This is a genomic window from uncultured Caulobacter sp. (genome assembly GCF_937900395.1).
GTDB lineage: Bacteria > Pseudomonadota > Alphaproteobacteria > Caulobacterales > Caulobacteraceae > Caulobacter.
Window position 1 is genome coordinate 1 of the sequence record NZ_CALCDX010000032.1, and the last position, 6,756, is coordinate 6,756.

The window sequence follows — 6,756 nt, forward strand, 5'->3', positions numbered from 1 at the left end:
AGGTCGTCTCGCCGGCCATCGGCCAGGCGGTGCTGGTCTCGGCGACCCTGACCATGTTCCTGATCCCGGGCCTCGCGGCGCTGGGCGCGCGCCTAGGGCGAAAGGGCGCGCAGCCGCCCGTCAGCGAGGCCCCGGCGGGCGAGCCGGACCGCGTCGGCCCCGAGCCGGCCGGCCAGGTGCTGGTGATCGGCTATGGCCGGGTTGGCAAGCTGGTCGGCGACATGCTGGGCCGCCACGACCTGCCGTGGATCGCGATCGAGCGCGACGCGCGCCTGGTCGAGCAGGGCCGCCGCGAGGGTCGCCGCATCTATTATGGCGACGCCGCCCGCGTGGAGCTTCTCGAGCGCTGCGGCCTCGCCACCGCCCGCGCGGTGGTCGTGACCATGGACGCGCCCGAGGCGGCCGAGGCGGTGGTCGCCGCGGCGCGCGGCGCGCGTCCGGAGCTGGCCATCGTCGCCCGCGCCCGCGACGCCCGGCACGCCGCCCGCCTCTACGAACTGGGCGCCACCGACGCGGTGCCGGAGACCATCGAGGCCTCGCTGCAGCTCTCCGAAGCGGTGCTGGTCGACATCGGCGTGCCGATGGGCCTGGTCATCGCCTCGATCCACGAGCGCCGGGACGAATATCGCAAGAAGCTCAATCGCCCCGACGCCTTGGGCGGCAAGCGCCGGCGGCTGCGGGACGCGTCGCTGCGCTAGCTGGGCCTACGCCGCGGCGGTGAGCCTTCAGGGCGCGGGCGCGTGGTCGATGCTGAAGGTCCGCGCCATGCGCCATTGGCCATCGGCGCCGAGCTTCCACAGGATCGAGAACCGCGCCTTGCCGGCCAGGCGTTCGGGACCCTCGCCCTTTCGCTCGTAGAAGAGGTGTGTCCCCTCCTCCACCGCGCCGAAGCCCGGAATGGCGTAGACCTTCAGCGTTTCGGGGACCAACTCGCGGCGAGACCGCCAGGCGTCGGGCGCGCGCTTGGCGGCGCAGCTCTTGGCGTAGTCGGCGATGAAGGCCTGCCGATCCATCGCGCCGCCCTTGTCGTGATAAAACTCCATGTCGTCCGTCACGGTCGCCGCCAGGGCCGCGGGGTCGCACTGCGCGAACATGAGGTCGAACAAGGCCGTATCGCGCGCCGCGATGGCCGCCGTGAGCGCCGGCTGTGTCGGGACAAGGATCGACGTCGCGGCCAGCGCGGCGAAAAGCGGAAACATCGGCGCCTCCCAGGATCAGCGCTGATCTGGATCCCCCATCCGCCGGGCCGTGTCGCGTGAATTCGTGGTCATCCTCCGGGCGACGGAGGCCTGGTGTTCAAGGTCCGTTCAGGCCCGCGCGCCGGCGCCTGCGGCCTTCACACCGCCTCGGCCCGAAACCGGCGGCGCCGATGGCCCGCCGCCTTCACGAGGCGGAGGAAGTGCGGGCAGTCCGTCAGGATTGGGACCTTGCAATCGGCGGCGTGGCGCAGGCCCTCGCGCATCCGGGTCAGTTGCTCGATCCGCCGATCCAGCTGGGCGGCCTTGTCCCGGAGACGGGCCCGGTCGATGTCGGGCCCATCCAGCAGGTCGGCGATCTCGTCCAATGTGAAGCCGCAGGCGCGGCCCAGGGCGATCAGAGACAGGCGTTCCGCGGTCTCGGGCGCGAACAGGCGCTTGAGGCCCCGGCGGCCAATCGAAGAGATCAGCCCTTTCTCCTCATAGAAGCGGAGGGCCGAAGCCCTGACGCCGGACCGCCGGGAAAGCTCGGAGATATCGATCTCGAACACCGCTTGACCTCAAGTGCGCTTGAGCTTGCAGGATCTTCCCACTGGCTGATCATGGCAATGAGGAGACAAGATGAGCACGAGCGTCGATCGCGACATGGCGGCCTATTGGGACCGCGCGGGTCAGGTCTGGGTCGAGCATCAGGCGTTGCTGGACCGGATCATGGCGCCGATCGCCGAGGCGGTGGTCGAGGCGGCCGGGCTGGTCAATGGCGAGGCCGTGCTGGACGTGGGCTGCGGCGCAGGCGCGACCACTCTGGAAGCCGCCTGGCGGACGGGGCCTGTGGGACGCGCGGTCGGCGTCGACATCTCCGGCGCTCTTGTCGAGCTGGCCCGTCGACGCGCCGGCGAGGAGGGTCTCGAGGGCGTCGAGTTCCTGCTGGCCGACGCCCAGGCCCACGCTTTCGTCCCTGTGTTCGATGCGGTCATTTCGCGGTTCGGAGTGATGTTCTTTCCCGATCCCGTCGCCGCCTTCGCCAATCTGCGCGGGGCGCTGAAGGCGGATGGGCGCCTGACCTTCGCCGCGTGGCGTTCACCCGAGGAGAACCCGCTGGCGCTGATCCCTCTGCAGGCGGCCGCGCCATTCCTCGCCGAGCCGCCGGGGTTCGAAAGGGATGCGCCCGGTCGCTTCGCCTTCGCCGATCCAGAGCGCGTCCGGGCGATCCTGACCGCAAGCGGATGGCGCGACGTGGCGATCACGGCGCTCGATGTCGCCAGTCCGCTGTCGTTCGATGAGTTGATGACCATGAGCCTGCGGATCGGTCCGCTGAATCCGATCCTCAAGGCGGCGGACGAAGACATGCGCCGTAAGGTCGGCCAGGCGGTCGAGTCCGCCCTGGCGCCTCACGTCCGGGAGGGTGTCGCGACAATGAAATCGGCGTGCTGGCTGGTCACGGCCAAGGCCTAGCTTGACCTTTCGTTTTGGGGTGACATGAGCGGCGAGGGCCGATGACCTGCGAAGAGGTGCGGTTTTTTAGCGACGATCCGCGAATGCTTGGCCTTTTCCCTTCCACAAAACCTTGCGCGCAATCGTTTCACGTGCGAACCCAGCAGAAGCTGACGCTTCACAATCCGTGGAGGTCGGTGGGCATGCTCGGAAGCGATTCTGAGGGGCGGTCTTGTGGAGCTTTCCCTTGAAAAATCAGGGGGCGAAACCTGCCGAGTGTGTCTTCGCCGACACTTTCCCGTGGCGTTCGCCTTGGTATAACAGCGCTAGGCTCGGGTTACCGGCCTGGGCAGGGCAATAGAGGGCTCTTCAAAAATGAAACTCAACCTCCTGGCGGGAGCTGCTCTGGCCGCGGTGTTCGCCGCGTCGGGCGTTTCGGCCCAAGAGACCGGCTGGTACGGCGCGGTCGACCTTGGCTATCACTGGCCGCAAGGTCTGAAGACCGAGTCGGACGCTAGCGCTCCTGACGGCGCTCACTATCACTGGGGCTGGAAGTCGGACAGCGACTGGACCGGCTTCGTCCGTTTGGGCTACCAGTTCAACCCGAACTGGCGCGCCGAAGTCGAGGGCGGTTACCGTCCGGGCGACCTGAAGAGCGTCCGCGGCAACGCCGCGCGCACCCGTGAGCCGCTCGGTCTCTGCACCCCGGGCGTGACGCGCACCGTCTCGGCCCCGACCTGCGGCGCCCCGGAGGGTTCGATCGATTCCTGGACCCTGATGGCGAACGTCATCTATGATTTCGCTCCGGGCGCCTGGTTCAATCCGTTCCTCGGCGCTGGCGTCGGCATTAACCGTCTGGACGTCAAGACCCTGGGGCAGTTCAGCAACGTCCCGGCCCTGAGCGACCCGACGATCCCCAATCCGGCGATCCAGAACCTGACCGTCGATGACGACGATCTGGCCATCGCTTGGCAAGCCATCGCCGGCGCCTCGATCAAGGCCACGGATAAGCTGAAGATCGACTTCACCTATCGCTACACCACGGGTTCCGAGCATGCCTGGCAGTCGCAGGGCTCCTCCGCTCTGCAGCCGGGCGCCTTCTCGGGCCAGTACAAGGACCAGTCGGTGACCGTGGGTCTCCGCTACTCGTTCGCGTCGCCGCCGCCCCCGCCGCCTCCGCCCCCGCCTCCGCCTCCGCCTCCGCCTCCGCCCCCGCCGCCTCCCCCGCCGCCGCCGCCTCCGCCGGCTCCGGTGTTCGAGGCTCGCGAGTTCATCGTGTACTTCCCGTTCGACCAGTCGGTCCTGACGCCGGAAGCGCAATCGGTGGTGACGGAAGCCGCGAAGTACTCGAGCGACGGCAAGGCGACGAAGATCATCGTTGTCGGCCACACCGACACCTCGGGCTCGCCGAAGTACAACATCAAGCTGTCGGAACGCCGCGCCAAGGCCGTCGCCGACGCTCTGGTCTCGCAAGGCGTCTCCAAGGACGTCCTGGGCGTCGACTGGAAGGGTGAAAGCGCTCCGGCCGTCGCCACCGGTGATGGCGTGAAGGAACCGCTGAACCGTCGTTCGACGATCTCGATCAACTTCTAAGATCGACGACGACCTGAAGACTTGGGAGGGCCCGGCGGCGACGCCGGGCCCTTTCTCTTTGCGCCTTTCTCTTTGGGCCTTATCGGGCTTGGGGGCGCGGCGGCGAGGCTGTAACACCGCCTGATGCTGACCGATCCGCTGTTCTACGCCGTGGCCGTCCCGGCCGTGATCCTGCTGGGCCTCGCCAAGGGCGGGTTCGCCGGCATCGGCGTGGTGGCCGTGCCGCTGATGGCCCTGGCGGTTTCGCCGGTCATGGCCGCCTCGATCGTGCTGCCGATCCTGCTGATCCAGGACGTCGTCAGCGTCTGGGCCTTCCGGAAGAGCTGGGACAAGGGGCTGCTGCTGCTGATGCTGCCCTCGGCCGCTGTCGGCGTCTTCCTGGGCTGGGCCCTGGCGGCCTTCGTCAAGGAAGCGGCGGTCGAGCTGGCGGTGGGGGTGATCTCGGTCGCCTTCGCCCTGCAGCGCCTGTGGGCCGAGCGCGCGGTCAAGGCCGCCGAGCAGGTCGAGGCGACGCCCGGGCGGCCGTGGCTTGGCGCCCTGTGCGGCGCGGCGGCGGGCTTCACCAGCCAGATCGCCCACGCCGGCGGCCCGCCGTTCCAGATCTATGTCCTGCCGCGCCGCCTGCCGCGGGACGCCTTCATCGGCACCAGCGCGATCTTTTTCGCGGTCGTGAACTGGATGAAGGTCCCGGCCTATGTCGCGCTGGGCCAGTTCACGCCCAAGGTCCTGGCCACCGCCGGCGTGTTGGCGCCGCTGGCCATCGCCTCGACCTGGGCCGGCGTCTGGCTGGTGCGGCGCGTGCCCGCCGAGGGTTTCTACAAGGTGATCTACGTCCTGCTGGTCGTGGTCGGCGGCAAGCTGGTCTTCGACGGCGCCCGCGGCCTTTTGACCTGACGCGCTTTTTCGTGGCCGATCGTGTCGTCGCCGCCCTTTCGCGGCCATAGTGATCGACGCTTATATGTCACGGAACGAACTTACCGTTCGGGCGTACTGCATCCGGACAGAGCGGGGCCATGACCACGACCACTCAAACGACCGACCTCGTCGCGCGCGAGCCGGCGGCGACGCACTATCCGACGCCGGCGGCCAAGTGCGCGGACCTGATCGTGCACCTGGCGGGCCTGGCCTGCGCCCTGCTGGGCGGCGGCATCCTGCTGGGCCTGGCGTTTGGTCTCGGCAACCTCAAGCAGGTGGCGGCGGTCAGCGTCTACACGGTGGGCCTGATCCTGATGCTGTCGCTGTCGACGGCCTACAACTTCGCGAAAGCCCGCTGGCGCCCGCTGCTGCGGCGCTTCGACCACGCCGGCATCTTCGTGATGATCGCCGCCTCGTACACGCCCTTCACGACCCAGAACCTGCACGGCTGGTGGGCCATCGGCATGACCACGGCGGTGTGGACCGTCGCCACGGTCGGCGTGCTGGCCAAGCTGTTCCTGCCGGGTCTGGACAAGCGTTTCTGGGTCGGCCTGTACCTGGCGCTCGGCTGGCTGGTCCTGGTCGCCATCAAGCCGATGATCGACGGCCTGTCGTGGGTGGCCCTGCTGCTGCTGGCCATCGGCGGCCTGGTCTATTCGACCGGCACCATCTTCTACCTGATGCGGCGTCTGAAGTTCCGACGCGCCATCTGGCACGGCCATGTCATCGGCGGCGCGGGTCTGCACTACGCCGCGGTGCTGCTGGGCGTCGTGCTGGCCGGCGCGCGGTAAGGCCTGGAGAGCGGCGTGGACAAGGATCTTTCCGGCAAGGCCAGCCTGCAGGGCTTCTTCCGGAACGATCCTCTGCGCGGCAAGCGGCTGCCGGCTCCGCCCAACGACCGTCATGTCGAGGCCGTCGGCTTCCCGGGCGTGCGCCTCAGCGTCGACCAGGCCGACGACGCCCTGCGCCAGGCCGCCGATCGCCTCGCGCCGATGCGCTCGCTGCTGAGCCGGGATGAGTTCAATATCCTGGCGCTGTCCGGCGGCGCGGCGGGCGGCGCCTATGGCGCGGGCGTGCTGACCGGCCTTTCCAAGGCGGGACGCCGCCCCGGCTTCGCCATTGTCACCGGCGTCAGCACCGGCGCCCTGATCGCCCCGCTCGCCTTTCTGGGCTCGGCCTGGGACGAGCGCCTGACCGACGCCTATGTCGGCGGCCACGCGGCCGAACTGCTCAGCCTGCGTCGCCTGAACTCGGCCCTGGGTCCCAGCATCTTCAAGGGCGAGTCGCTGGACCGCCTGGTCGAGACCTTCGTCGACGCCGAGATGGTCGAGGCCGTCGCGGCCGAGCACCTGAAGGGCCGTCGGCTGCTGATCGCCACCACCAATCTCGACAGCCAGCGCGCCGTGGTCTGGGACCTGGGCGAGATCGCCGTCCGAGGCGGCGAGGACGCCCTGAAGCTGTTCCGCACCCTGCTGGTGGCCTCGTCCTCGGTGCCGGGGATCTTCCCGCCCAAGCTGATCGACGTCGAGGTCGACGGCCGGCCGCACCAGGAGATGCATGTCGACGGCGGCGTCGCCGCGCCGCTGTTCCTGATGCCCGACGCCCTGCTGCACTGGCG

Annotated in this window: 8 protein-coding genes; 6 read left to right on the top strand and 2 right to left on the bottom strand. The window is 69.0% G+C overall.

Features of this window, described 5'->3' with window-relative positions; translation table 11 throughout:
- A partial coding sequence (locus Q0379_RS02675) for an NAD-binding protein (RefSeq protein WP_299003985.1) occupies positions 1-698 on the top strand: 698 nt, incomplete at its 5' end.
- Positions 699-725: 27 nt separating this feature from the next.
- Here the strand turns inward: Q0379_RS02675 and Q0379_RS02680 are convergent.
- A complete protein-coding gene (locus Q0379_RS02680; RefSeq protein ID WP_299003987.1) occupies positions 726-1,199 on the bottom strand; it encodes a nuclear transport factor 2 family protein in 474 nt (157 codons plus the stop codon).
- 137 nt (positions 1,200-1,336) lie between these two features.
- Entirely contained in the window at positions 1,337-1,747 is a 411-nt protein-coding gene (locus Q0379_RS02685) for a MerR family DNA-binding protein (RefSeq protein ID WP_299003989.1), read from the bottom strand.
- Between the two features lie 70 nt (positions 1,748-1,817).
- On the opposite strand from Q0379_RS02685, the gene Q0379_RS02690 reads away from it, so the two are divergent.
- From Q0379_RS02690 to Q0379_RS02710, 5 genes are all read left to right on the top strand, one after another.
- The gene (locus Q0379_RS02690; RefSeq protein WP_299003991.1) at positions 1,818-2,651 is read left to right on the top strand and encodes a class I SAM-dependent methyltransferase; all 834 of its coding nucleotides are present in this window, start codon (positions 1,818-1,820) and stop codon (positions 2,649-2,651) included.
- A gap of 354 nt (positions 2,652-3,005) precedes the next feature.
- Positions 3,006-4,223, top strand: a complete 1,218-nt coding sequence (locus Q0379_RS02695) for an OmpA family protein (protein ID WP_299003993.1) — start codon at positions 3,006-3,008, stop codon at positions 4,221-4,223.
- Positions 4,224-4,346: 123 nt separating this feature from the next.
- A complete protein-coding gene (locus Q0379_RS02700; protein WP_299003995.1) occupies positions 4,347-5,117 on the top strand; it encodes a sulfite exporter TauE/SafE family protein in 771 nt (256 codons plus the stop codon).
- A 119-nt stretch (positions 5,118-5,236) separates the two neighbouring features.
- The gene (locus Q0379_RS02705; protein WP_299003997.1) at positions 5,237-5,929 is read left to right on the top strand and encodes a hemolysin III family protein; all 693 of its coding nucleotides are present in this window, start codon (positions 5,237-5,239) and stop codon (positions 5,927-5,929) included.
- Between the two features lie 15 nt (positions 5,930-5,944).
- A partial coding sequence (locus Q0379_RS02710; protein ID WP_299003999.1) for a patatin-like phospholipase family protein occupies positions 5,945-6,756 on the top strand: 812 nt, incomplete at its 3' end.